Source organism: Flavobacterium branchiarum (assembly GCF_030409845.1).
GTDB classification, from domain to species: domain Bacteria; phylum Bacteroidota; class Bacteroidia; order Flavobacteriales; family Flavobacteriaceae; genus Flavobacterium; species Flavobacterium branchiarum.
Map to the genome: position 1 here is coordinate 2,152,955 of NZ_JAUFQQ010000005.1, position 25,534 is coordinate 2,178,488.

The following is a 25,534-nucleotide window of genomic DNA, read 5'->3' on the forward strand; positions in this document are numbered from 1 at the left end:
GTAAAAATTGAAATCAATTTTTTTAAATCAATTGTATTAATTTGAGGTGTTTAAATCTTAATTCTAAAATTTAAAGTCTCTTTTTATTCCCACTCTAGTGCTTTCTTCTTGATGATGTAGAAAAAACCTACCAAAAGAAGCGACATGAACACTAGCATTTTTAACATTCCCTCAATACCAAGTTCTTTAAAGTTTGCTGCCCATGGGTAAAGGAAAATTACCTCAACGTCAAACAATACAAACAAAATAGCAACTAAGAAATATTTTACAGAAAACGGAATACGAGCATTACCAATAGATTCAACACCGCATTCGAAGTTTTTGTCTTTAATTGTGGAATTTCTTTTTGGACCTAATTTTCCAGAAATGATGATAGTTCCTACTACGAAACCAACAGCTAAAATAAGCTGCATTAAAATTGGAATATAATTATATTGATCAGTATGCATAATTTAAGGATTTTTTGCTTAAAAATAAGTCACAAAGATAGCCCTCAAGTATGTAAATCACAAGTTAAAAAATGATTTAAGTAGGTTTTGAAATGTAGATATAGGGTAATTTTTATTGATTATAAATAACGAAATGGTTTTTAGGATTTTTTTTAAGAATTACCCCAAAAAAAAAGCGTTTCGAAATAAATCGAAACGCTTTTAAGCATTCGGTGGCAAAAAAAATAAATTGCTATATTTTTATGCTTAGATTACTGCAACTTTAGCAGCAACTTTACCTTTTCTTCCTTCTTCTTCTTCGTAGCTAACTCTGTCACCTTCGCGTAATTCTTCCGCGTTGATTCCTGATGCATGAACGAAAATGTCTTTTCCTGTTTCTTCGTCTGTAATGAACCCGTAACCTTTTGACTCATTGAAAAATTTAACTGTACCTGTACGCATTGTAATAGTAATAATAATTTATAATGAGGCAAATGTAAGATTTAAAATAATACAAAAGACAATATACTGTTAATTTTTTATAAAAAATATTGATTTACAGTGTTTTCGCTCGTTATATTGCGTCAATTTTGATGTGTAATTCCTTTAATTGTAAAGCGTCTATTGTTGCAGGTGCATCAATCATTACATCGCGTCCTGAATTATTTTTTGGGAATGCGATAAAATCTCTAATTGTCTCTTGTCCACCTAGTATAGCTACCAATCGGTCTAGTCCAAATGCTAATCCTCCGTGTGGTGGTGCTCCAAATTGGAACGCATCCATTAAAAATCCGAATTGTGCTTTTGCCTCATCCTCAGTAAATCCTAGGTATTTGAACATTAATTGTTGTGTTGCCTTATCGTGAATACGAATAGATCCTCCACCAATTTCATTACCGTTTAATACCATATCGTAAGCATTAGCACGAACTTTTCCAGGTTCTGTTTCTAATAACTTCATGTCTTCTGGCTTAGGAGATGTAAATGGGTGGTGCATTGCGTGGTAACGACCTGTTTCTTCGTCTAATTCTAATAAAGGGAAGTCAACAACCCATAGTGGTGCAAATTCTTCTGGTTTACGTAATCCTAAACGTGTTGCTAATTCCATACGTAAAGCACTTAATTGCCCACGTGTTTTATTAGCTGGACCCGAAAGTACAAAAATCATATCCCCAGGTTTTGCTCCTGTAGCTTTTGCCCAATTGGTTAAATCTTCTTGGTCATAAAACTTATCTACAGATGATTTGTATGTTCCATCGTCGTTACATTTAGCATACACCATTCCTGATGCTCCTACTTGCGGACGCTTAACCCAGTCAATTAATCCGTCGATTTCTTTACGTGTATAATTTCCTGCGCCTGGAACTGCAATTCCAACAACTAATTCGGCAGCATTGAATACTGGGAATTCTTTGTGTTGTGCAAATTCGTTTAACTCACCAAACTCCATTCCGAAACGAATGTCTGGTTTGTCATTTCCGTATGTTTTCATAGCATAGTCGTAGGTAATTCTTGGGAATTTGTCTACATCAATACCTTTTATTTCTTTTAGTAAATGTCTTGTCAATCCTTCGAAAACATTTAAAATATCTTCTTGCTCAACAAATGCCATTTCGCAATCGATTTGTGTAAACTCTGGTTGACGGTCTGCACGTAAATCTTCGTCACGGAAACATTTTACAATCTGGAAATATTTATCCATTCCACCTACCATCAATAATTGTTTGAAAGTTTGTGGTGATTGTGGTAAAGCATAAAATTGTCCTTCGTTCATACGGCTTGGTACAACGAAATCTCTTGCTCCCTCTGGAGTTGATTTAATCAAATAAGGAGTTTCTACTTCGCAGAAATCCAAATCCGATAAATATTTACGAACTTCCATTGCCACTTTGTGACGGAAAAGCAAGCTGTTTTTTACTGGATTACGACGAATATCTAGGTAACGATATTTCATTCGGATATCTTCTCCACCATCCGTTTCATCTTCAATAGTAAATGGAGGTGTTAATGCAGCGTTTAATATTGTTAATTCGGTAACTAGAATTTCTATGTCACCAGTAATCATGTTTTTGTTTTTGTTCTTGTCCTCACGTTCAATAACAATCCCTTTTACTTGAATAACAAATTCTCTTCCAAGAGTTTTTGCTGCTTCAAAAACGGTTTTATCGCTACGACTTTCGTCAAAAATAAGTTGTGTGATTCCATAACGGTCACGTAAATCAACCCAATTCATAAATCCCTTATCACGCGATTTCTGAACCCAGCCCGCTAGTGTAACTTCTGTATTAATGTGTGAGGCGTTTAATTCGCCACAATTATGACTTCTATACATGATCCAAATTTTAGACTGCAAAAGTAAACACAAAAATTAAATAAGGCTAGTTTTCTAATGTTTAATACAGTTGATCTTAATTATTTTTTATTTTAGTGACATATACTGAAGTTTTACATGATTAATGAAAATCCGTGCTATTGGGACAATTTTCGAAATATTTTGTAAAAAAATTAAAGACTATGTTTAAGGAAATGCTTTTTTCTATTTGAAATTTTATAAATGGAAACTATTCTTTAGTTAAGACATCCTCAATTGTTTTATTAAGGGTGCGTACTCCATGAGTATCATGGGTTATTTTATATACGATTTTTTCAGAATCAATACCAATGAAGTCGCCATCTTCAAGATCTTTAATATGGAAATATTCTTTTTTATTTATAAAAATAGAATATACATCAGATGGATTTAAAACCATCTTTTCACCATCACTCATAAGATTTTGAATTCGATTATAGTCAGATAATCCAATAAATTCTTTTTTAAAATTTGATGTATTGATTTTGTCGATATCAATTTCTATTTTTTTATTTCCTACTAATGAATAACCACATATTGTGCCACTTGATATATAAATCTCATATGGTAAATAGATCTGTAATTTTTTGTCGAATACCTCGATATTGAATAGTTTAAAATCTTTCTCATTAGGTTTTTCATATTTTTTTAATATTGTAGATTTGAAAGTAAAGGCTACATATCCAGGTATGTCAGTAATATTAGTAATCACTCCCCTAAACAATCCATCATCTATTTGGTTAAGGAAACCAATATATGAGGATGGAAGTTTCATGACTACACTTCTAAGTAATTGAATTTCTTTATTTTCTATTTTTGTTCTTTTAAATAATCCAAACATATCTATTCTAATTAAACTTTAATAAACAAATTATATTCTCCAAACAATCCAATTCTAGATTTAAAACCGGCACGCAAAAACTTATATCGAAACGGATCAATTATTAAATAAAAAACTGGAAGATTATAGTTATTAATCATTTTTGTAAAGAATGATTAATATTTAGCAAGCTAAGTAAATTATTTGTTCGTGAAAAAGAAATGAAGCCAATTACTGGCATTTCAGGTGAAGTATTATAGCTCATACTAGAAATATATAAATATTTGTAAATTTTCATAGTTTTAGTCTTTTAGTAGTTTGCTTTCCTAGCAACCATTTTTCTCTTTCTAAATATTGATAGCTTGCTGAGTTCTTCCCCAAAAACAAATCAGTATATCCCTCTGTATCTCTTATCTAAAGTGCTGAAATATTCCAACCAATTAACTCGATTCTCATTTAAAGTTCTTTATAAAAATGATATGTAATAGCAACTAAAATATATGAAGCAATATTATATGCATCTAGTAAAAAAGAATATTTACCTAAGGAATAGGAGTCATCTTTAATTATGATTGCTCCATTGCCTTTTATTTTAAAATAATAATAATTACTCAGATGAAACAAAATCGGCGCGATAAGTGCTATCTTTCTAATATCATAATCAATATTCATTCTAGTAAAAATCATTATCATATTAGTGATTGTTATTAAATTACTAGTCTGTGTAAGCGCTAACATTATATATACAGGTGTTTGTGGAACAGCATTTTTTTTTGAGCTTAGCAGAAAAAAATGATAATAAATCATTTTGTAAATTTTCATAGTTTTGGGTTAACTGTTTAAGTTTAGGAAGTAGAATCTAATAGCTACTTCCCACAATATGTTTCTAACAGATATTTTGTGTAAAAAGCTCCCCAAAACAAAAAAGATAGTGTTACAATAAAAAATAAAAGCACCATTACTATAGTTAATTTATGATTTGAAAAAAACATGGGCTTTTCTTTTACTATTTTTCTTGCTCTTCCAGATTTATGAAAAAAGTAGTAATTAAACAAAAGAAACAAACAAATTGGTAGAAACATCAATAAATTAGTCATTTCATAACAAAAAAACTTTATTAGAAGAATGCTTAAAGTTACACTCAAAACGAAACCCTCAGATGCACTTAGAGCCATTGTCGTTAAAAGATGAGGCTCGTCATCTTTTAATACTTTGATATAAAATAAAAAGTAATAATAATATATGACATTCATAATTTTTTGTCTTTATATGTTTAGTTATTTAAGTCAGCTACCACAATATGTTTCTAGAAGATATTTTGTGTAAATCGGACCCCAAAACATAAACGATAATGTTATTATAAAAAACAATAAAGTTGTAATCACAGATAATTTATGATTAAAAAAAAACATGGGTTTTTCTTTTGTGATTTCAATTGCTTTTCCCGATTTGTTGAAAAACAAATAATTAATAATAAGCACTACTAATTGTACGATAATCATAATCCATTTGTCTATTAAATAACAATATTGATGAATTGATATAATATTTAAAATGAAATTTATAACAAATCCTTCAGACATAGATAATGCAAAAACTGTTGTTGCATATGGTTCATCGTCTTTAGATATTTTTATATAAAACAAATAGTAGTAGTAATAAATGGTTTTCATTTAATTAATTTTTGATTGATATGCCTAATTTTCTTCTACCCACGGTAATCAAGTTTCTTGTTTCCTATCTTGGCATGAACTACCATGATTTGTTCCTTTGGTAATTATCAGCCAATTCCTCATAAGTTGAATGAGTATTGGTTGATTGTTCTGTTATTGCAACCGCGCTACGGATTATAGTAGTCAAGCGAATTAAGGGTTGTGTTTACATTTTCTAGGTTCTCAGCAAAGACCTAACAGGTTTTTAAAACCTGTTAGGTGTACTCAGAAGAACAACGGGATTCTATTTCAACTTTTGATTCGCATTAAGAATGAATCATTGAATAGAAAACTTTATCGGTTGTTATCTCAATAGTTTTAAAATCGTCTTCTTAATTTTTTAGGTTCTCGGCAAAGACCTAACAGGTTTTAAAAACCTGTTAGGTCTACTCAGAAGAATAACAGGATTCATGTTTTAAGACTCTTTATAAAAATAATATGTTAGTATCATTATAAAATGGGATGAAATATTAAAAACTCTAAGTAAAAAAGAATATTTACCTAAAGAATAGGAGTCATCTTTAATTATGATAGCTCCATTGCCTTTTGTACTAAAATAATAATGATTTATTAAATAGAATAAAACGGGACCAATTAGTACTATTTTACCAACATCATAATTAATATTCATTCTAGTAACTATCATTATTATATTAGTGATTGTTATTAAATTACTAGTCTGCGTAAGCGATAACAATGTATATACAGGTACTTCTGGAACAGTATTTTTTTTTGAGCTTTTTAAAAAAAAGTAATAATAAATCATTTTGTAAATTTTCATAGTTTTGGGTTACCTGTTTGAGTTTAGGAAGTAGAACCTAATAGCTACTTCCCACAATATGTTTCTAAAAGATATTTTGTTAAAATTGAGCCCCATATTATTGAGGTACCAAACACAATAAAAAATGAAATAGTTGACAATATTGAAATTCGATTGCTAGAATAGAACATTGGTTTTTCTTTAATTATTCTGATTGCTCTTCCAGATTTATAATAGTATAAATAATTAAACATATTCGCCAAACCAATAATACTCATCCAAATTAGATTACTTGTTTGTTTACATTGGTAGATTATTGATATTACCTGTATGATTATATTTATAATGAATCCTTCTGTAGCACTTATTGCAAGTATGGTTAGCATATGAGGCTCATTATCTTTGATAATTCTGATGTAAAATAAATAGAAGTAATAATATATAACATCCATAATTTTTTTATTTAATATCCAAAATTTCTTTATCTAAAGTGGGGGCAAACGTTTCTGTACCACTCTTGATAGTTGTCTGTTTTTGAAATAAATCTGCCTAATTCCCAGCCTATTCCCCAAGCACCCCCCCTATAGGTCTTCCTAATGTTGCATGAGTATTGGGTGATTGATTTATTATTGCAACCGCGCTACAGATTGTACTAGTAAACGAATCAAAGGTTGCGAATACAATTTTTAGGTTCTCAGTAAAGACCTAACAGGTTTTTAAAACCTGTTAGGTCTACTCAGAAGAATAACGGGATTCTATTTCAACTTTTGATTCGCATTAAGAATGAATCATTGGATAGAAACTTTTTCGGTTGTTATCTTAATAGTTTTAAAATTCACTTCTTAATTTTTTAAGTTCTCAGCAAAGACCTAACAGGTTTTTAAAACCTGTTAGGTCTAATCATTTACTATTAGTTAGAAAAACAATATTTTTTATGATTAAAACAGTTTCAATGAGCTATCAAGTTGCTTTTGAACATTGATGTAGCAAATTGTAATTGGTTTGTTTGCTTTAGATGTTTTGGTCTAGAACAATAGGAGTAAGGTGTTTTTTATAAAAAGGGTGTTTTTCCTTTTAATAACTCTCTATAAATATAATAGGTTAGTATCATTATGAAAAATGATGAAACATTATAAATAGTAAGTAAAAAAGAATATTTACCTAAGGAATAAGAGTCATCTTTAATTATAATAGCTCCATTGCCTTTTTTACCAAAATAGCGATAGTTTATTAAATAAAATAAAATCGGACCAATAAGTGCTATTTTTGTAACATCATAAACAATATTTATTCTAGTAATTATCATTATTATATTAACGATAGTTATTAAATGATTAGTCTGTATAAGCGATAATAATGTATATACAGGTACTTCTGGGACAGCATTTTTTTTTGAGCTTAGCAGAAAAAAATGATAATAAATCATTTTGTAAATTTTCATATTTTTAATCTTTTAATAGTTTGCTTTCATACCAGCCGTTTTGTCTCTCTAGATATTGGTATCTTGTTGAATTTTTTCCAAAAAATAAATGATTATAGGCTTCAGTATTTGTTATCCAGGGGCCTAAAACATTCTAACCAAGTGTCCAACCAATTCCGAAAATACTTCCTTTTGCTGCGGCTAATTGAATACTAATACAGCTATGCGTAGCTTTATTCTTACCTTGAGCTATGTGTTTTAGGGGGACTAATACGTAGGGGTTTGTATTGACTAGTTAGTTTTTTTATAAATGTGTTGCTATATAGATACTTCTAGAGATATTTAATAAAATTATCATAATTATAAAATCGATAATCAAAAGGGAAGAAATTAGAATCTTTTTATTTCTTGAGATAGTATATTTTAACACCCAATTATACTCTTTCTTTCTAAGAATGATAGCAAAGAACAATAACATTGGTAAAAGTAGTAGTAATGGGAAAACTTTATTCAAAGAAAAAAACAATAACAATATAACTTCCACATTAATCATTATAATTCCAGACATAATTATAATTGGAAAAATAAACCAATAGTCTCCTTTCTCTTTATAAAAGAAAATGTAAATTTTTGAAAAGAAAACAAAAAGGAGTTCAATAATTTTATATACCATTTTTTTTATTTTTAATTTCTTACTCGGGTATTGTCGATTTTTATTTTTCGAAGTTCATAAAAATCGATTGATTTATGTGTGAAATAAGTTGAAGTACTGCGGACACCCATGAAATAAAAGGCTGAAATTCCAGTGCCGTACGGAGGAGCGTACGAAAGTGCTGTCATAAATATATCTGTCACTAGAACTGGCCCTGAGATACGTCCTTCGGAATATTCAATTAGAGACATTCCTAAACCCAATGTACTTGTAGCATATCCGGCTATTCTAACACTTTTGCCAAAACTATTTAAAGAATTAGTACTAGTTTTAGTTCCTTCCATATAAACCTTTCCATCTGTAATTCCTGATGAAGAATTCATAAACTCATAATTATTGTTCGGATTATAACTTTGAATTTTGAAATTATTTAAGTTAGCCAATTTATCTATTTTAGAACTATATTTATCTATTCCAAAACCAATTCCTACTAATGTAGTGTTTGTAGCTAAAACAGGTGCAGCTTTTAAATTTCGATATATACTAGGGGTATTCATGCTGTTCATATTCACATAACTACTTCTATTAACAGGTTCATTATTTTTATTACGACCAAATATGTTATTAAGGCTTATTTTGTCTTTTCTCCATCTGTCCCATTTTTTAAAATTAAAATTTCTGTTTGCCCAATCTTTAATGCCTAAATCATCCCAATTGTCTTTTAAGTACTGAAGTGCATTTCCTATAAGGGTTTGGCTGGTTTCATTTGGGCCACAATCTACACAATCTTTCCCATTTCCAGAAGCTTGATTTCCGCTAGGGTCTGTGTATTTTAAGGGGTTGTTCAATACATAACCATATTGATTGTAATTTTGCGTATTGGTTGGATCCTGTATGTAATTGTCTACAGATAAAAAACGGTGTAACATTGGGTCATATAATCTAGCATTCATATTTATAAGCCCAACGCTTTGTAGGTGTTCGTGTCCTGTATAGCCACGATCTAATACTATTAGTTCGGGGAGATCATTTCCTTTTCCATCCTGTACTTTGCTTATTTTTCCCCAAGCATCGTAAAGTCGTTTCTCGAGTACTACGCCATTAGCATCTGTAATAGCCATGATACTGCCTTGGTAATCGCGATGTAAATACAAATAATCGGGAGTGTTATCTCCGTCACTTTTTGCTACTATTGGAGCCGAATAACCATCTCCTGCAATATAGGTTATAAATTCTAACGCACCTGTTACGGTGTTTTGTTTTATTTCCATACTACCATCTGCAGCATAGTGTTTTTGTGATGGTTTTGATGTATTACTGTTTTGTAAATTACCATAAAACATAGAACTACGTTGGTTATTGTCGTTATAAGTAAAGTTAATTACATCAACTCCTGTTTCTTTTATTTGCACAGGACTCTTAAACGCGTTATAATCAACAGTAAGTTTTAGGTTTCTATTACTTAAAGGATTTCTATCAGTTCTCTGTAAGGTTATCTCATCAAAAAGAACATCGCCTGTGTCTTTTTTTGTACCTACTATATTTAAACGAACTCGCAACTGCTTGATAGCAGCTGGTATTGTAAACGTTTTTCGTATATAAATACAACTGTCTTTGGTTTTTGTAGTTAGAATTTCAGTTTTAAAAGCATCGGTTTCGTTATCCTTGTATTCTAGTAATTGTATTTCTGCCTTAGGGCCCGAGGATAACACTCTAGCAGAGAAGGTGTATTCGGTATCGGTTGCATTGTCTATCTGAATTATTTTATCGGATGTAACGTAATTGATGTTATTCGGTTCGGCTGTAGTTAGCAGCAATCCATAATCTCCAATACAGGCTGGATTTCTATAGGTGATTTTTTCTGCCTCATAAGCATCTGTAGCCCATCCTGTATTATCCTCCATTCCATCATAAAAGACCAAACCTCTTTCTTTATAATAATTCTCTGCCTCTGGGGTTAGCTCAATAGACGTATTTTGGTTGGGTTTCGTTTCTTCTTCATATTTGTAGGTTCCCAGATTGTTCTCTTTTATTCTACCTGAGGGCTCATAATTTTGAGTTTCTTGTTCTCCAATGCTATTGGTGAATTGGGTTAATCTTTCTAGGTCGTCATACTCAAAAACTTCGCCCCAATTACCAAACATTGTATTGGTACGGCTATTTAGATTGTCGGTTTTTTTATCAAAATCTGTTTCAAGAGTCATGATATTACTTGTCGGTTCAGCTGTTTTATCATGTTGTATTTTTTTAAGGTAGCCAGCTGCATCATACTCGTTGGTCATCTTTATGCCATTACCAATTGTATTCTCTAGTATTTGCCCCTTTGCATTGAGTGTATTTGTTTGCCATAATACTTGCGATGTGGCATTGTCGAGGATTTGGTATACAGCGCCATTTTTATAGTTGTATTTTGTGGTCAGAGCACTAGATTTACTTCCTATTTCGGCCTTTTTGGTTTCCGTATCGATTCTTCCTAAATCATCGTAGGTAAACGTTTTTGTAAATCTGGCATACCCTATTTTGTCTTCCACAATAGTTACTACTCTTTTATAATCGGGATCATAAGTAAGTTTTGTAATTATTGTATTGAATCCTGTAGGTTGAAGCTTGTCTGTAAAAGTTGTTACAGTAGGTAGTTTTGTAGTTGGATCATAGGCATAGGTTGTTTCACTATCTGTAAATGGTCCTGTTATCGTTTTCTTTATTGGTTTGCCTACTGCATCGCGTGTTATGGTCGTTATTACACCGCCGTTTTGAGAAGTTTCGGTGTTAAGTTCTCCAAAATCATTTGTATCATAAGCAAAAGTTCCCGCAGTAGCATCCCTTAATTTGGTTTTGCGCCCCCAGCCATCTTGCTCTATTTTTATAGTTGTACCGTTGTAGCTGGTCTGTTTTAAATTTCCATTAGCAAAATAGCTATAATTGATGGTTCCACCAGTGTTTTCTTTCATAGATACAATACCTCCCAAGGCATTTTTGGTTGCTATTTTGTTTTTTAGTCCATCTGTAAACGTTGTTGTTAAGCCGGAGTAGCTCATTGTACTTGATCTTCCTGTAAACGATACCGTTTCTATAGTCCTGCCATATTTATCAAACTTGGTTTCATTCCATTGTGTAGGGGTGCTCCCAAAATAGGGTTCACTAACTTTATAATTGCGGTCATTGATGTCATATAAATAGGAGACAAAAGCCATTTTTCCAGTTACATCCTTGATACCCGATTTCGTTTTTCTGCCTAAATCATCAAAAGTAGTTTCCATATAGCTTCCATCAGAGGCATCCCCTTTTGTAGTGAATAGGGTTTCAAACGCATTTTTTTTATAAGAGTAGGAAACTGTTTTGTTAAGTTTCTCATTTTTAGAAGTTAGAGTTTTAAACCATTTATCATAGGTGTACGAAGTAGTTATGCCATAAGCATCAGTCCTACTTTCTAGAGTTCCGTTGTTTGGGTTGTTTGCAAAAAAGGTCTCTAAACGTTCCGTATCTATAGCTTTTGTTAAAAATCGTCCCGATGTATCATATTGATAATTGGTAATTCGGGGAACTAAATCGGGTGCTGTTATTGTTTTTTGAGTGATATTTCCAAAACGGTCATATAAATTATCTTCTGTTACAGTAGCAGTATTAGTTCCTTTTTTCTCAATTTTATGGAGTAATTGCTCTCCATTATACTGGTAAGTTTCTTGACTTGTCATAAGATCTCCAGAAATAGCTGTGCTTTCCTTCTTACTTATTGGTCTGCCTATTATATATGGTGCTGCCAAAGATTCGTATGCTATATCTGTTATGTTTGTTTGTACAACAGTTTCGCCTTCTTTTAGTACAGTGGTAGCTTTTATGAGGTTGTTGAAGTTGTCATAATCGCTAGTGATTTCGCTATTAGTATTCTCTAAGCTATTATATTCTTTGGTGTTTATATTTTGTAGCGAGAACACGTTATTAGACGTTAGATTCTTTTCATAGGTTATTATTGATTTTGTTATAAAATTTATTGGAGCTTTAAGATATATGTCTGCCTCAGGGCTTAATCTTGAAGAAAAAGAATTTCTAGATAGCGTATAATCGTTTTCTTTTGTAGTTGTTTTGGCGGTTGGAGTTCTGGCGGCTAGTAAAGGTAATTCCTCCCCTAATACCATATAATTTTGGGTATTGGCACCTCTTAAATTCATATCAAATCCTGATATATATGAAATAATTGGTGTAGAATCATCATGCCAATTGGTAGATGCAGTCGATCGGAAACCTAAAAAGCCAAGTCCTTCGAGGTTTGTTACTGCCCCATAGTATGAAAATGTTTTCTTTTTATAAGTTGTTGCACTTTGCCTTTCTAGTTTGCTAACTACATATGTATTTCGATCGATTTCAATATCTAAGTACGGATAATTTGTAAGCTGCATACTCGGCTCATAAATTGGTCGATACCTATTGTCTTTGGTGTACTTTGAATCTAAGGGTACGTAGGAGATTATATCTTTTACTCCATTTCCATTTGTTATGCTAGTCAGGTTATTACTTTTGGTATAATCATAGGCTGAATTAAAAAAATGTATTTTATTCTGATTGATAAATCCAATTGCTAAAGTCGATTTAATTTGTGTTGTGCCACTATTACTACTTTGTCGAGTTTGTGGTAAGTAGGCAGGGAGCGCATACATATTGATGTCTGGTTTATTTCCTGTGCCTGCCCAGCTTGGATTGCCTGTAAAATCACCGTTTACATTAGGATAACTGGCAATTGTGATAAAACCTTGGTTAATGGATCGGTCTCTACTGCTTTGAATGCGTACTAAATCTGCTTTTCCATCATTATTAAAATCGGTTGTGATATAATTATAACTGTTATTAGAATCGTTTTTCTCTAAAACTGGTAAATAGGATTTCAGTTCTTTTATCATTGTAGTTCCTGTTGAAGTATATTTATACCATTCTGAGGAACGATATGCCTTTGGAATAATGAAATCTGCTTTTCCATCTCCATTATAGTCACCAATTAAAATAGGCATTGTTGTTGTTTTATTAGGGAAACCAGTTGATAAAGTAGGGTCAATTTTGGGGTTTCTATATAAAACGATCAGTTTGTTTTCTTCGTTAAGCGAATATATAGTCAAGAAGCCGTTATCGAAGACAAATAGATCAGACTTTCCATCTCCATTAAAATCTGCAACTTCGACTCTGGCTGTTGTTGATAAAGTAGTTTTTAGTTGCCCTGGTGATGTTATGAAATTGGTAGTATTATCTCTTTTTAAATCGACAAAATAAACTTTTTTTCCAGTAACGATATTCCCTTTAGAATCTTGGCTGTCAATAATTAAAACATCTGTTAGTCCATCTCCATTAAAATCACCTGATACTACTTTTTTGGGATAAACCGTTTTTGGGATCGTAACTGTTCGCTCATATTGCTTATGCAAGGGGCTTGATAATCCCGTGCTGTAAACCGTGAACGTGTACTCGGTTCCATTTTTTTTCAACACAGTCCAGCCCTGTGGCATTATTTTGTTATTCCAGCTTAACCATGTTGTCGGAAAAATTTCATCAAAAGCACCTACGTTATGTTGAACTGCAATATTTAATTTTTTAGATTGTATGTCAGTATATAACCAATATACTTTTTTTGCTTCTGGTCCAATGGTTGGGTATATTATAGTATCCATACTGCCATCTCCATCAAAATCACCTGATACTGTTACGGCATTAAGAGAGTTTATATTTTTTAAATTCAGTTTTGTTTCTACCGCTAAGTAGCTTGATTTTTCATGCGTTTGATCATATTTAAAGAGGGTTGGATTATAGCTAATGCTATTATCACCACTTTTCTCCGTAATGGAATAAATGCGATCTCCTTCTGGCGAGGTAATAAAGTAATTTCTATACCCTATTGTATTTCCACTTACTTTTATTTCTTTTATTTTTTTATCTCTTATGATATTGTGGCCTCCTACGTAACTGTTTTCTGGAAATATTCTATTTTCATAAACAAATTGAATATCATTTATAGGTTGTTCTCCTCTTGAAGATCCGTATTTTATAGATGCTATTGTTAAGGAATTATTGGTTAGTTTATAGAAATAACTTATTCCGATTCCTTGTGGGTTTTCCCAATAATTAATTGCCCATTCTGTTTTGGAACACGAACTAGGCGAACGTCCAAAGTAGGCTTTTGAACCATCGGGATATTCTACTATAAAATAAGCAGGGCCAAAATTTGCTCCATCAGGATGTGTGCCATATGAAACAATTTTTAGATTAGAGTAGTTTTCGGTTTCGTAAATAGTTCCATCGGCACCATAAGTTCCAGATGTATTGTTTTTTATCATCAATCGTTGTCCATCTAGAGCAAAACGGTCCGAACTATTAAGTTCTACAGTTCCAATTCTGTTATCATGATAGCGAGTTGTAGGGATTCTTGTTATTGTAGATATTCCTCCGATGTCCCAACCTCTTGCCGCTGTTCCAACAAGTCCTCTATTACTGTTGTAGTTTAGACTAACTCGCGGCTCAACTCCATTAATACCTGGAGGTACAGCTATGGGTATTGAATAGTTTGCATTTCCGGCAAGCGATACAGATAATTGTCCTTCTGTTGTACCTACTTCAGATGATGTTCCCGAGTTTAAGGTTGATAAGGTGCTTTTTTTTGTTGTTGTTACGTCCGATTTGTTACTTAAATCATCTTGAGTTTCTATCTTGTTACTGACTCTTTCTATGATTTTTATTTCGGTTACAGGAGTTCCTTCGTCATTTTGTGCAGCTACATAACAAATAGAGATTAATAGCAGCGATGTAAAATATAGTTTTTTCATAGGTGCTATTGTTTTATGATTCTAATTGTCTTTTGATCGCCATTATCGTAAATCAAAGAAATCATATAGATTCCTGTGGGATAATTCAGAAAGGCTATTTTTTGAGAGTTAGCGTTCTCCGGTTTATTGAAAGTTTTTAAAAGTTGACCATTCGTAGTATAAAGTTGTATCGATGCTACGTTATTCCCATTTTGGAGTTCCCATTTTAGATATAATTCTTCTTTAACTGGGTTTGGGTAGTATGAAATGACATCTTCTGGTGAAAATTTTTGTAAATCTTCTTCCTCTAATTCTTCTATTTCTTTAGTGTCTTCTTCTTCAAAGGGGTTAGTATCACAATTCCCAATACATAATTCTCTTTTTATTTGGTTGCCTGCGGGATCATAATCAAAAGTGATTTTAGATTGACCAGTTGCAATTAAAGTAATCCCAAAAATAAACAGTAGGTAATAATTTTTCATTGTTGGTTTTATTTGTAGTTAAAGTAATATATTTTGTAAATATATGTATTTTCTGTAATAATGATTTCTCATTTTTAGAAAAAATGCTACAAATTTTAATTTTGGCTGTTTGATTGCGAGATACTTAGTGTTTTTGGGCTTTTTTATATTTGATGGTATCTTCTTGTATTTTGATATATTTAAATGTTTATTTTTACTCCAACTAAACAAATTATATATATGAAAAAATTAACCTTTTTGCTGTTGTTTTCTGTCGGTATAACTTTTGCACAGGGCAACGCAAGCAAAATCAAATTCACTGCTAAAATCAATAATAGAAATAGCGATACTCTTGTTATTAGAGGCGCTAATAATTTCAAGCAGGTAATTCCAGTTGATAAAAAAGAAACTTTTGTCGCAACCTTTGATGCGCCAAAAGGCTTTTACCAATTTAGCGATGGAACAGAGTCTTCAAGTCTTTATTTAAAGCCGGGGTCTGATATTAATTTAGCCTTAGATGCTAAGCAATTTGACGAGACAATTGTTTACAAAGGAAAAGGCGCTAATGAAAGTAATTTTTTAGCTCAGTTAGCATTGAGAAATGAGAAATTTGAAGAAGAAGCTTTTTCTAAACAAGCGGTAGAATTTGCTACTCTTTTGGAAGCAAAGCTAAAATCGGATTTGGCAACTATTGAAAAAGGTGATTTTGATCCTGAATTTAAAGAGGCAATAAAAAAGTCATTGGAAAAGTCTAAAGAATTTGCACAGCGTAATTATGATAGCACTGCTAAAATGAAAAAGTTAAATGGTACTGCTTCTCCAGCTTTCGATTTCGAAAACTATAAAGGTGGTAAAACTAAACTTTCTGACTTAAAAGGGAAATATGTTTATATTGATCTTTGGGCAACTTGGTGTGCGCCTTGTAGAGCAGAGATTCCTTTCTTGCAAAAAGTAGAAGAAAAGTATCATGGTAAAAATATCGAATTCGTAAGTATTTCAATTGATAAATTAAAAGACCACGAAAAATGGAAAAAGTTTGTTAATGAGAAAAATTTAGGAGGAGTTCAATTATTTGCTGACAAGGATTGGGAATCTGATTTTGTGGTTAGCTATGGTGTAACAGGAATTCCTAGATTTATCTTAATTGATCCATCTGGAAATATTGTTAGTGCTGATGCTCCGAGACCTTCGATGCCAGAACTACAAGCGCAGCTTGATAAATTATTGAATTAAAAATCGTACAAATTCGTAAAACACTGATACCTTGGTTGGTATTGATTTTAATCACCCCTTTGATTTCCAATGTTAAGCTTTTACTCAATGTTACCAAATTGTTAAGTTAAAGTTTTTTTAATGTAAAGGAATAGTTATATTTGTTTATAGATTTTAAAACATTAATAACTAAAGATATGAAAAAGTGTGTGATTTTAGTTGCAATATTGTTCTCTGGAATTTTAGTTGCACAAGAAACTAAACCAGTTTTAGAAGCTGTTGGACATAAAGTAAAAGCTACTTATTACTATGATAATGGTAAAGTTCAACAAGAAGGTTTTTTTAAAGATGGTAAATTAGATGGTATCTGGGTTGCATTTGATGAGAGTGGAAATAAAAAAGCTACAGGATTATATGCCAATGGAGAAAAAACAGGTAAATGGTTTTTCTGGAATGGAACGAATCTTAGTGAGGTAGACTATTCTGACAGCCGTGTGGCTTCTGTTAAAAATTGGAAACAAGATGCACTTGCAAACAGAAACTAAGACTAAATTATAAAACCAAAAAAGGTTGTTCAGCTGAACAACCTTTTTTTTGTGCCTATTATTTTTGAAGACTTACTTTTTTTATTTCGCACCAAATGATTCTTTCTGTTACGGGTATCCCTTGTAGATATTAGATTCATTATAAAACTGTTTCTTATCTTTATTTGGAATAGTAGTAGTGACTAAATCAGGTCTATTTATTTTAGATGGTGTTATGATATTGCTTGTTTGTCTTTTTTGTCCAAATGGTATGAAATGTATAATGTAATCGATGCAAGAACAATCCAAAACACATCAATAAAGAATAGCTGAATTTGATTTTGTGCAAAGGTTTTCCAAAACCAATTTCCCGTACAAATTCCGTTAGCAATAGGGATCAGGAATCCCAAAATACTTCCAGCTAGTAAACTAAATTTATTTGTGAAAGCGTTGTTCTTTTTTAGAATAAAAAATACGACTAATACCAACCAACCAATAAAGTAGATGCTGTAAATATTTGATCGCCCGAGCGGATAAAATACTTTTGTAGCAATAAATGCTAATGCCGTAATAGGGTACATGCTTAAACAAATTGCCAAATAAATGCGCACAACAGTTTCGTTGAAGCGGCGTTTCTTTTCGGGCATGTTTTTCTTATCTCGGGCTACGAGCCAAATCATAACTCCTGATATAATTACAAAACAAGTAATAAGACCAAGTACAAAACTAATTATCTTGAGAGCATATCCTCCATAATCTCCAAAATGAATTCGGTATAATACATTTTTTACCGTGTCAAGATAGGTGATTTCTGTAACTGGATCCTTTTTTGCAACAACTGTGTTATCGGCAACTTTATAAACGATCTTACCAATTCCAGTGAATTTTTTGTCATATTTAATTTCACCTTCTACTAAAACATGCATATTGGCATCGCCATAATTTTGGATAAAAACACGAGTGATTTCAAAATCCTTCCAGTTGTTTTTGGTTTTTGCTACCAATTTGTCAATGCTAAAAGGAGTTGCCAATTTTTTATTATCAAATTTATATTCTGGATCGGTGTATTCTAAATCTTTATATAATTTATCTTGATCGCCTTTATAAAGTGCCATTACACTTGGAGCAATAATTAATAATTTAATCATGAAAAATGCACCTGTAACCGCATATACAAATTGAAAAGGCAAGCCAATCATTCCTAATGATGTATGTGCATCTGTCCACAATGTTTTTAGTTTTTCTTTAGGTCTAAAAATATAAAAGTTAGAAACGATTTTATTCCAATGCAATAGAACCCCAGTTATAATTGCAAATAGAAAAAATAAGGCTACAAATCCGGAAAGATAATATCCAAAGGGATAGGGTATCTGGGCAAGGAAATGAAGTCGGTATAAAAACTCACCTAGTGAATACGAGTTTTCATACGTATGGGTTTTGAAATTTTTGGTATCTAAATAAAAGAAAGACCCTTCTTTTAATTTGGCAGGAGCCAAAGTGTCTTTGGTACCTTCGAGATAAATATTTACCCTTCTTTCGGCACTGGTTTTAGAAATAGAAATGTTCCTTCCGTGTAAGGTATATTCTTTGTCTAAGTTGTTTAAAGCTTTATCGTATTCTAATTGAATGTTCTTTGTTATTGCTACAGATTCACTTCGTTCCCAATTGATGATTTCATCTCTAAAAAACGAAAAAGATCCAGCAAAGAAAATGACAAATAAAACGACACTTATAACGATACCACTTACGGTATGTGTATGAAAATAGATATTGTAATTCCTGTTATTCATAAATTATCGCGTAATAGGGTTATAGGTTTGTCCTAGATATATAATGCCACAAAAGATTAAGGTGAGTAATAAATAAATACCCCAGATTTTCCATCCGTTTTTTGCCAAGAAAGCGACAATCATCAAGACAACCCAAAGAATGAATCCGCTAAAAGCCATTGTTATGATAACATTGACATGATCAATCCATGAAGCCAATGCAAGATGAAAACTTACGGATACTAAGTAACCACCTAGAATAGCGGCTGATATTTTGGCAATACGTTGCCAAATAGATTGGGTTAAATATTTTGGGTTTGCAGGCATATTTTTTGGATATACAAATGGTTATTTAGTAATAGTAATATTCTAATAGTCCAGCAACAACAAATAAAACTAGGACTCCTCTGTAGTTGATTACTTTTAATGGGGTCAATAGTATAACTAAGCTACTTATTGTCATTAACTGAATCAAAAAAAACAAAGTTGCCGAACCTAATGACGCAGTAAGCAACCACAATAAGTAAGCTAAAAGAAGCAAACATAAACCTGTAATTTTTGTTTGTTTTGGATTTCTTTGCATCCATTTTTCAAAACCAAAGTCATGAGACAGCACGGCTCTTTTGGAAGTGTAGTATAAGGTATAAAAAGAGATAAAAACGAAAAGGCTGGCTATTGTTATCATAACGTAATGATTAAAAAAGCACCCCTCTAAAATTTACATAGAGCGATGCTTTTATTGTTTTTATTAGAATCTGTATGAGAAACTTGCTGCAAAAGTTCTTGGATCTTTAGGATGAATTGTAGACCAACCATCGTAAATTTCTTCGTTTGTAATATTGTTTACTTTTAATGTTACTGTGAATTTCTCAGCAGTATAAAATATAGAAGAGTTCATTACTGTGTATTCTGGAATTGTAAATGTTCCAGCAGTAGCTCTGTTCATGATTTTGTTATCTCCAACATAGTTTCCTCCAAAACCTACTCCAAGACCTCTTAAGAGACCATGAGAAAATTTATAAGTAGCCCAAAGGTTTGCTAAGTTTTGAGGTCCTGCACTTTCTGGTCTGAATCCTACGAAATCTGGATCTCCAGCAGTTAAAACTGCATCATTGTAGCTGTAACCCAAAAGAATGTTTAATCCAGTAATTGGGTTTGCAATAAATTCTGCTTCAAAACCTTTATTGCGTTGTCCACCGTCTTGATGCGAAACTTGGTTGTTAGGTAGTATTGCAGTTGGATCAGTTGGGTCAACATACGGAGTTTCTGTTACATAAACTTTGTCTGTAACCTTTATGTCGTAGTAGCTAAAAGTAGCATACAGTTTATCTTTAAAAAGATTTAATTTAGTTCCTACCTCAAATTGATTAGCATGTTCAGGATTAAATGTTAATGGAGTAACAACACCCGCATTACGATTTTGTCCTGGCGCTACATTAGAAAATCCATCCATGTAATTAGCAAAAATAGAAACCTTGTCTATAATTGGTTGGTAAACGATACCTAATTTAGGAGAAAAAGAAGTTTGATTGTAGTTGTCATCTTTAGTAGTAACATCACCACCATTTATAAAACGGTCAGCACGTAAACTTAGCATTGCTGAAAGTGCAGGAGTGAAATTAATTACATCAGAGAAATAAGCACTGTAAACTTCTTGTCTTGTTTTGTTGTTATTTCTTGGAGTGTTGCCAATAATTGCATCCGATCCTGCTTTTGTTAAGTCTCCACTATCTCCATTTGTTGCGCCAGGAATAATGGTATTGAAAGATTGTAAGTCATCTCCAATGTATACGTAACCATTGCCAAACCAACCTGAGTTATGGTCTGTTGCTGTTCTGTTGAAATAATCAAAACCAACTACAATTCTGTTTCTTAATTTACCTATTTTAAAATCACCAATAAAGTTTTGTTGAATATCAGTAGAGACATCTTTAGCATCTTGATCAGTAAAAGATCTAGCAAGAACGATTCCTTCTTTAATTGGTGCAAATTGAGCTCTACTAGTTGCTTCATACAAATACGAATAGTTTCCTTTTGATTTTGCTGAACTTGTCGAGAAGATTGTCTGTGATGTCCATTGATTAGAAAGCTTATAATTCATTTGACCTTGCAAATTGTACGAAGGCGTTTTCATTGTAAGCTCATTACTAGTATAAGAACGTTTGTTGTCGTATTTTAATTCAGCAATGTTATGCACTCTTAATGGGTTTGATCTGTCTAGAAACAACATAGTCGGATTCGTAGTTTCATTAGTCATGAACTCTGTGTTTACTAAAAATGACAATCTATCATTTACTTCATAAGATAAGGAAGGGGCGATAAAAAACGATTCTCTAAAACCAGCATCTTGAAAACTATCTTGTTTGTTATACGCTGAATTAATTCTAAAGTTCAATGTTTTTTTATCGTTTAATGGAGTATTAAGATCTACCGTAGCTCGATGTAAACCATAACTTCCAACAGTATAATTTACTTCGCCACCAAAAGTTCTAAACGGTTTCTTTGTAGTAGTGTTGATTAATCCACCGTATGAAATTAAACTGCTTCCGAATAATGTTCCAGAAGGTCCTTTGATTATTTCGATTCTATCGATATTAGCAGGATCTAAACTTCCGTTTGTTAAACCAGGTAACCCGTTAACCATTGTAGGTTGAACAGCAAATCCTCTTAATGAATAATATCCAGCTCCGTCTCCTGCGCGCCCTGTTGAAGCCCACAATTGTGTGATTCCAGAAGCATTTTTTAACGCATCATCAAAAGTAGTTACTACTTGTTCTTTTAAAACTTCCCCTGTAATAGTTGTATATACTTGTGGGTTTTCAAGATTGTTTAGTGGTAATCTTGATACTTGTTGGTTTTCTTTACGAGCGTAGTGATTCTTTTTACCACTATTGATAACTACTTCACTTAACTCTTCGTTGCTAGAAGTAATAGTGAAATTCTCTGTTAATTCATCACCACTGTTAATCGTTATTTTCTTTTCTTTAGTAGTTTGACCTATTACTGATACTTTTATAACATATGAGCCAGGTTTAATATTCTTTAAAGTATATTTTCCTTCAGCATCTGTAACTGTACCCATTCTAGTTCCTTTTAGAACTACAGAAATATTGTCGGGTGTTTCGTTATTTGTTAAAATAACTTGCCCTTTGATAGTTGCTTTTTGCTGTGCCCAAGTCGTGGTACTTAGTAGTATAGCAAAACAGAAACTCAAAAATGATATTGTAAGTTTGGATCTCATAATTATTTAGAATTGATTTTAATAACGCAAATTTAGTTGCTGGATAAAAACAAACCAAATTATTTTTATCTATTCTAAATAAATTTAATTTAATCAATTCAATTTGTTTCATTGTTATTTTTTTAACATAAAATGATTTTATTTGTTAAAAAGACATAAAAAAACCTGTTCAGATAGCTGAACAGGTTTTTTAAGTTTGAATTTATTTTGTAAGTTAAAGCGTATGCTTCGGATTGAAACCGTCTTCACTTAGTTCTGTATGTACATAATCGGCAACCATTTCTGTCTCATAATCAACCTTTTCCCCTTTAGAGAATTTGTGGATGATTTTTTCCATGATTTCATAAATCACAGGAACAACAATCAAGGTTAGGAATAAAGAAGAAATTAATCCTCCAATAATTACCCATGCCAAACCATTTTTCCATTCGGCTCCAGCTCCAGATGCTAATGCAATTGGGAACATACCAAATACCATCGCAATTGTTGTCATCAAGATCGGACGCAAACGAGCGTGATTTGCTTGAATTAATGCCGTTCTGATTGATTCTCCTGCAGCTCTTCGTTGGTTGGTGTAGTCAACAAGCATAATCGCGTTCTTACACACCAGACCAATTAACATAATAATACCCAGAATCGTAAAGATATTTAATGAGTTATTCGTTAAGGCCAAGGCTAACATAGCCCCAATAAACGAAAGCGGTACTGCAAACAATACTACAAACGGGTGAACGAAACTATCGTAAAGACCAACCATTACAAGGTAAACCAAAATAATAGCGGCTAATAATGCAATTCCTAGTGTTCCAAAACCTTCACTTTGGTTTTCTTGATCACCTCCCCAGATGTAATTTACTCCAGCTGGTTTTTTTAGTTTATCAAGTTTTGCTTGCCATTGTGTTACAATTGTTCCAGATGGCACCCCAACGTTTTGTCCTTTTACAGTTACCGAAGCCGATTTATCTCTTCGCTCTAACTGGCTAGGTCCTGAACCTTCTGTTACATCTGCAAATTGAGATAATTTTATTTGTTGTCCAGCAGCGTTTACGAAAATTAGGTTACTAACATCAGTAATACTTTTTCTATCAAATTCATCATATCGAATATTGATATCATATTCGTATTCACCAGCTCTATATTTACCATCAGTGTTTCCGCTAAAAGCAGTTTGCATTGTTAAACCAACTGTTTGAAGCGTTAAACCTAATGCGGCCATTTTATCACGATCAACCTTAACATTGATTTCAGGGTTTCCATCTTCAACAGTTAATTTAATCTCTGTTGTTCCCGGAATTGTACGTAATTCTGCTTCGGCTAATTTAGCAAATGCCATAGCACTTTCAGTAGAAGGTCCTGTTACAATTAATCCTAAAGTAGCATCTTCGGCAGTTCCTAAAATACCTACTGGAACAGTTTTTACTTTTGCTCCAACCAATACTTTTTCTAGTTTACGTTTGATTTTTGCTGCATAAACAGAAGCACCATCAGTACGGTCTTTTTGTTCAATCATCTTCACGTTGATCTCTGCTTTGTAAGCAGTAGCTTGCGATGCTCCAAAACCTTCACTGGTTTGTCCTACCGTTGTAATCTGACTATGAACGTATTCTTCATTCTTCAAATAAGCTTCCGCCTTTTGAGTCATAAAGTTAGTTTGTTCTAATGAAGCATCTTTTGGCATTTCGATTTGCACTAAGAACTCACCACTATCTGATGCTGCGAAAAACTCACCACCAATGAAACCTCCACCTAATAATCCAATTGTAGAACCAAAGAATAATACAAGAACTACGGCAATTGTTTTAATGTAATGATCCAAACACCAGTTTAGTAAATTAGATATCCAGTTTGTAAAACGAGTTAAATAACTTTCGAAACCTAGAATTACTCTTCCAAATAAATTCTTTCCTTCAATATGTTCCAATTTCCCATAACGAGAGGATAACCAAGGAATAATTGTAAATGATGCTAATAATGAGAATAAAGTTGAGATAATTACCGTAACACAAAATTGTGTAATGATATTAGATACTAAACCAGAACTCATTGCAATAGGCAAGAATACCACCACAATTACTAATGTAATCGAAGTAACGGTTCCACCAATTTCTGCCGTTCCATCGTATGATGCACGAATTTTGCTTTTACCCATTTCCATATGTCGGTAAATATTCTCCAGTACCACAATGGCATCATCGACAAGAATACCAACAACAAGAGATAATCCTAATAAACTCATTAAGTTTAATGTGTATCCCATTAAGTAAATACCAATAAATGTAGAAATTAACGATGCAGGAATTGCAACCATTACGATCAATGAGTTTCTAATACTATGTAAGAAGAATAACATTACTAACGCAACAAGAACTACAGCGATTAATAAATCGTGAACTACAGAGTCAGCAGCTTCTAATGTAAAAACGGTACTGTCTTTTGCAACTTCAAGTTTTAATTCATTTTCTTTATAATCGTTTTCAAGAACAGTAATTGTTTTTAATAATTGCTCACTTACTGCTACGGCATTTGCATCCGATTGTTTAATGATTTGTAAAATAATCGCACTTTTTTGATCGATACGAGAAATTTTTTCAGCAACTTTTTGAGTATCCTGTACGTCAGCGATATCGCTTAAACGAACTTGAATTCCGTTTTGAGATGATACAACTAAGTTTCTTAATTCGTCAACACTTTTGTATTTACCCGCTAAACGAATTAATATTTTTTGTTCACGAGTTTGAATGTTACCAGTAGGGAAATCTAAATTCGAAGTCAAGATGGTTTGTTGCACTTGCGGAATCGAAAGTCCATAACCTTGCATTTTTAAGGCATCAAGATTTACTTGAATTTCACGTTCTTGACCACCAATAATATTTACCTGTGCCACACCTTGTACACGCGATAAGATTGGAGCAATTTTTTTATCAATTAAGTCATAAAAAGCAGCTTCATCCATTTTACCATTGGCACCAATTGTCATAATTGGTAAATCACTCAATGAGAATTTGGTTAGGGCTGGTGTTTTAACATCATCTGGTAAATCACTTATGATTGCATTAATCTTTCGTTGCGCATCGTTCATAGAGAAATCTACCTTCGCATTCGACGTTAAAGTAATCGATACGATAGATAAACTTTCGTATGATTTAGAGTCGATTTTTTTGATATTCTCTAAGGATGCAATCGCATCTTCAATTTTCTTTGTTACGGTGTTTTCTACCTCACTTGGAGATGCTCCAGGATAAGTAGTAGAAATGGTAATAACGTTTTGTTCAAATTTAGGGATCAGCTCATAGCCTAATTGGCTGTAGCTGAATAATCCACCAAGTATCAAAATTGTAAACAATACAATTATCAACGACGGACGTTTTATGGATATTTCGGCTAATTTCATCTTTTTTGCTTA

At 32.4% G+C, this 25,534-nt stretch carries 18 protein-coding genes; 2 read left to right on the top strand and 16 right to left on the bottom strand.

All coding sequences use genetic code 11. The features are described from left to right. Positions 1 to 83: 83 nt before the first annotated feature. The 11 genes from QWY99_RS21320 to QWY99_RS21370 all read right to left on the bottom strand — a co-directional run bounded on the left by QWY99_RS21320 (position 84) and on the right by QWY99_RS21370 (position 15,406). Positions 84 to 449, bottom strand: a complete 366-nt coding sequence (locus QWY99_RS21320; protein WP_290267868.1) for an NADH-quinone oxidoreductase subunit A — start codon at positions 447 to 449, stop codon at positions 84 to 86. A 246-nt stretch (positions 450 to 695) separates the two neighbouring features. Beyond that, the gene (locus QWY99_RS21325) at positions 696 to 890 is read right to left on the bottom strand and encodes a cold-shock protein (RefSeq protein WP_007137066.1); all 195 of its coding nucleotides are present in this window, start codon (positions 888 to 890) and stop codon (positions 696 to 698) included. Positions 891 to 1,002: 112 nt separating this feature from the next. Next, positions 1,003 to 2,760, bottom strand: coding sequence for an aspartate--tRNA ligase (aspS, locus tag QWY99_RS21330; protein ID WP_290267927.1), 1,758 nt, complete (start codon positions 2,758 to 2,760; stop codon positions 1,003 to 1,005). Between the two features lie 229 nt (positions 2,761 to 2,989). Further along, positions 2,990 to 3,553, bottom strand: a complete 564-nt coding sequence (locus QWY99_RS21335; RefSeq protein WP_290267929.1) for a hypothetical protein — start codon at positions 3,551 to 3,553, stop codon at positions 2,990 to 2,992. A gap of 501 nt (positions 3,554 to 4,054) precedes the next feature. After that, positions 4,055 to 4,291: a hypothetical protein gene (locus tag QWY99_RS21340; protein WP_290267930.1), complete on the bottom strand. Its 237-nt coding sequence runs from the start codon at positions 4,289 to 4,291 to the stop codon at positions 4,055 to 4,057. Positions 4,292 to 4,884: 593 nt separating this feature from the next. Continuing rightward, complete coding sequence (locus tag QWY99_RS21345; protein WP_290267932.1) at positions 4,885 to 5,271, bottom strand: hypothetical protein; 387 nt, start codon at positions 5,269 to 5,271, stop codon at positions 4,885 to 4,887. A gap of 454 nt (positions 5,272 to 5,725) precedes the next feature. Then, the gene (locus tag QWY99_RS21350) at positions 5,726 to 6,091 is read right to left on the bottom strand and encodes a hypothetical protein (RefSeq protein WP_290267934.1); all 366 of its coding nucleotides are present in this window, start codon (positions 6,089 to 6,091) and stop codon (positions 5,726 to 5,728) included. 44 nt (positions 6,092 to 6,135) lie between these two features. After that, a complete protein-coding gene (locus QWY99_RS21355) occupies positions 6,136 to 6,522 on the bottom strand; it encodes a hypothetical protein (protein WP_290267936.1) in 387 nt (128 codons plus the stop codon). A gap of 599 nt (positions 6,523 to 7,121) precedes the next feature. Beyond that, positions 7,122 to 7,376, bottom strand: coding sequence for a hypothetical protein (locus QWY99_RS21360; protein WP_290267938.1), 255 nt, complete (start codon positions 7,374 to 7,376; stop codon positions 7,122 to 7,124). 798 nt (positions 7,377 to 8,174) lie between these two features. Then, entirely contained in the window at positions 8,175 to 14,945 is a 6,771-nt protein-coding gene (locus QWY99_RS21365; RefSeq protein ID WP_290267940.1) for an FG-GAP-like repeat-containing protein, read from the bottom strand. Positions 14,946 to 14,950: 5 nt separating this feature from the next. Next, positions 14,951 to 15,406: a T9SS type A sorting domain-containing protein gene (locus QWY99_RS21370; RefSeq protein ID WP_290267942.1), complete on the bottom strand. Its 456-nt coding sequence runs from the start codon at positions 15,404 to 15,406 to the stop codon at positions 14,951 to 14,953. A gap of 219 nt (positions 15,407 to 15,625) precedes the next feature. On the opposite strand from QWY99_RS21370, the gene QWY99_RS21375 reads away from it, so the two are divergent. Continuing rightward, positions 15,626 to 16,618, top strand: coding sequence for a TlpA family protein disulfide reductase (locus tag QWY99_RS21375; RefSeq protein WP_290267943.1), 993 nt, complete (start codon positions 15,626 to 15,628; stop codon positions 16,616 to 16,618). A gap of 176 nt (positions 16,619 to 16,794) precedes the next feature. Further along, complete coding sequence (locus tag QWY99_RS21380; protein WP_290267945.1) at positions 16,795 to 17,142, top strand: toxin-antitoxin system YwqK family antitoxin; 348 nt, start codon at positions 16,795 to 16,797, stop codon at positions 17,140 to 17,142. A gap of 212 nt (positions 17,143 to 17,354) precedes the next feature. On the opposite strand, the gene QWY99_RS21385 is transcribed toward QWY99_RS21380, so the two are convergent. From QWY99_RS21385 to QWY99_RS21405, 5 genes are all read right to left on the bottom strand, one after another. Continuing rightward, positions 17,355 to 18,911 carry a PepSY-associated TM helix domain-containing protein gene (locus QWY99_RS21385; RefSeq protein WP_290267947.1) on the bottom strand — a complete coding sequence of 519 codons (1,557 nt, stop codon included), beginning with the start codon at positions 18,909 to 18,911 and terminating at the stop codon, positions 17,355 to 17,357. 3 nt (positions 18,912 to 18,914) lie between these two features. Continuing rightward, a complete protein-coding gene (locus QWY99_RS21390; RefSeq protein ID WP_290267949.1) occupies positions 18,915 to 19,217 on the bottom strand; it encodes a hypothetical protein in 303 nt (100 codons plus the stop codon). Between the two features lie 25 nt (positions 19,218 to 19,242). Then, positions 19,243 to 19,575, bottom strand: a complete 333-nt coding sequence (locus tag QWY99_RS21395) for a hypothetical protein (RefSeq protein WP_290267951.1) — start codon at positions 19,573 to 19,575, stop codon at positions 19,243 to 19,245. A gap of 63 nt (positions 19,576 to 19,638) precedes the next feature. Beyond that, positions 19,639 to 22,131, bottom strand: coding sequence for a TonB-dependent receptor (locus QWY99_RS21400; RefSeq protein WP_290267953.1), 2,493 nt, complete (start codon positions 22,129 to 22,131; stop codon positions 19,639 to 19,641). Positions 22,132 to 22,345: 214 nt separating this feature from the next. Beyond that, complete coding sequence (locus QWY99_RS21405) at positions 22,346 to 25,522, bottom strand: efflux RND transporter permease subunit (RefSeq protein ID WP_290267955.1); 3,177 nt, start codon at positions 25,520 to 25,522, stop codon at positions 22,346 to 22,348. Positions 25,523 to 25,534 lie beyond the last annotated feature (12 nt).